This window comes from Methylobacterium sp. J-070 (genome assembly GCF_022829385.1).
GTDB lineage: Bacteria > Pseudomonadota > Alphaproteobacteria > Rhizobiales > Beijerinckiaceae > Methylobacterium.
In genome coordinates, this window is sequence record NZ_JAKSXX010000059.1 from 1 (window position 1) to 2,129 (window position 2,129).

Annotated in this window: 3 protein-coding genes; 2 read left to right on the plus strand and 1 reads right to left on the minus strand. The window is 64.1% G+C overall.

The window, feature by feature from the left end; translation table 11 throughout:
• The first annotated feature begins 266 nt into the window (after window positions 1–266).
• Window positions 267–884, plus strand: coding sequence for a hypothetical protein (locus MKL01_RS03565; RefSeq protein WP_243903859.1), 618 nt, complete (start codon window positions 267–269; stop codon window positions 882–884).
• 97 nt (window positions 885–981) lie between these two features.
• On the plus strand, window positions 982–1,113 hold the full coding sequence (locus tag MKL01_RS35620) for a hypothetical protein (RefSeq protein WP_279604382.1): 132 nt from the start codon (window positions 982–984) through the stop codon (window positions 1,111–1,113).
• Between the two features lie 113 nt (window positions 1,114–1,226).
• Here MKL01_RS35620 and MKL01_RS03570 read toward each other — a convergent pair whose 3' ends face one another.
• Entirely contained in the window at window positions 1,227–2,039 is an 813-nt protein-coding gene (locus MKL01_RS03570) for an IS5 family transposase (RefSeq protein WP_243903860.1), read from the minus strand.
• Window positions 2,040–2,129: the final 90 nt, after the last annotated feature.

The window sequence follows — 2,129 nt, forward strand, 5'->3', positions numbered from 1 at the left end:
ATGGCAGGAAGCGCCCGCCACCACGGCAGCCACGACACGCTCGCGCAGGTCCACAGACAGGGGTGAAGGCATAAGCAAGCTCCTTCACTCACCAACGCGCTACCCGCTAACCCGTCTCAAGCGGCGCGGGACCGGCTCTAGGTCCTGCAATAGCACAGTTCGGACAGGCATCGCCGTACACCCTAGAACTCAACCGCGTTTTCTACTTCAACGGCGACGAAGCCGCCTACGCCAAGCCGCCGGACTGCAAAGCATGGCCTGAGGCGATGCAAACCTTCGACGCCATGCGCACGGCGGGCAAGGCGATCACGACGGTGAAGGGCAAGGAAAAGGCCGCCTCGTTCGTCGAGCACGCCTACGCCGAACGCCTGCGACCCGTGCAATATGTCGATCTGGAGAGCGTCTTCGTCGAACCCGTCGGAGAGGACCGATATCGGGTCTACACCGGGAACGAACCGAAGCAGGTGGTCTGCGGGTTCGACCAGCCGCAGTTCCTTGATAAGCCGTGGCTCGATGCCGGGCTCGGGGGCAAGGATGTGCCGGTCAAGCCGCGCCCGCCATCGCCGCTCGACCCGCTGCGCTCAGCTTATTTCGGTCAAAGCTACACCCTCGTCCGCGCATCGCTACGGCAGCGTGGCTACAGCGTGTTCGCCGTCCCAGAGCCAGTGATCGAACGATGCACGCCGACGCTGGAGCGGCTCTGCGAGAGCTATCCCGAAGCCGTTTGCGGTAGTGACGTCTTGACCGGCGTCAGTTGCATGTTCGTTTTCCGGCGGGACGGGACCGATCAACTCGTGGGCGTGGATGCTTCGGTCGAAGATTTGACTGAATACACCGCGCGCGTCGAGGTCAATGCACTGCGCGAACTCGATAAAAAGCCCTGAAGCGGGCGGCTTTAACATGTGCCCAACCCAGAGATGGGCGCATACGTCCGAAGAGATCGTGCTTAGTCGTTGTTCACATACAAGCAGGAACTCAATCATGGCAAAGATCATCATCGCAATCGGCGCGCTTTCCCTCTTGGCAGTCACGGTTCCCGCCTCGGCGCGGACCTGCACGACGCACTGTTCCGGCAGCGGCAGCAATCAAACCTGCACGACGCACTGCTACTGATCGCGCGAACAGAGAGCGAAATCGGAGGCCGTCCCCTTCGAGAGGGCGGCCTCCGTGCAGTTTGGGTTTGACGGCCGCCCTTTAATCGCACCGCTTAGAGTCCGTCCGAGAAGTCAGGTTGATCGGGCGAGGCGCCTGACGAGGATCATGACGGCTGCGGCGTAGAGGAAGGCTCTGGCGGAGGCGAGGGTCGCTTCCGGATCCTTCCAGAGGCGTCGGTTGCGGCTGATCCAGGCGAAGAACCTCTCAACGACCCACCGGCGTGGATGAACAGCAAAGCCGACCTGATCCGGCGGCTTGCGCACGATCTCGACGGCGATGATCGTCGCGCTCGCTGGCTTGTCGCCGGCATAGCCGGCGTCGGCGAAGGCCTTGGTAATGAACGGGAAGGTCCGGCGCGACAGACGCAGCACCGGAACGGCTCCGTCCCGGTCCTGCACGTCGGCAGGTTGCGGATCGAGGACGAGCGCACGCCCGTCCGTGTCGACCAGCGCTTGGCGCTTGCGGCCTTTGACCTTCTTGCCAGCGTCGTAGCCGCGTGGTCCGCCGCTCTCCATCGTTTTGACGGTCTGGCTGTCGAGCACTGCTGCAGACGGCGAGGCTTCCCGCCCGACACGCGCGCGATCGGCCATGACGAGGTGGTGGTTGATCCGGCCGAACAGCCCTGTGTCGCGCCAGCGGCTGAAGTAGCCGAAGGTGGTCGAGCGCGGCGGCAGATCCTTGGGGATGAGCCGCCATGCGATGCCGCCGCGCAGAACGTAGAAGATCGCGTTCAGGACCTCCCGTGTCGTCCAGAGCGGAGGTCGTCCGCGCGGCTCAGGCCTCGGCATCAACGGCGCGATCACCGCCCACTCGGCATCGGTCAGGTCGGTTTCATAGCGAAGGCCCGCGCGGCTATGCTGCCGCCGGGTGGTCGGGGTCCACATGGCAGGTCCAGGTCAGGCTTCAGCACCCCCCTGGAATCATCGCCATCCCGGCCACTCAACCCCGCCTCAGACCCTTATCGGACGGGCTCT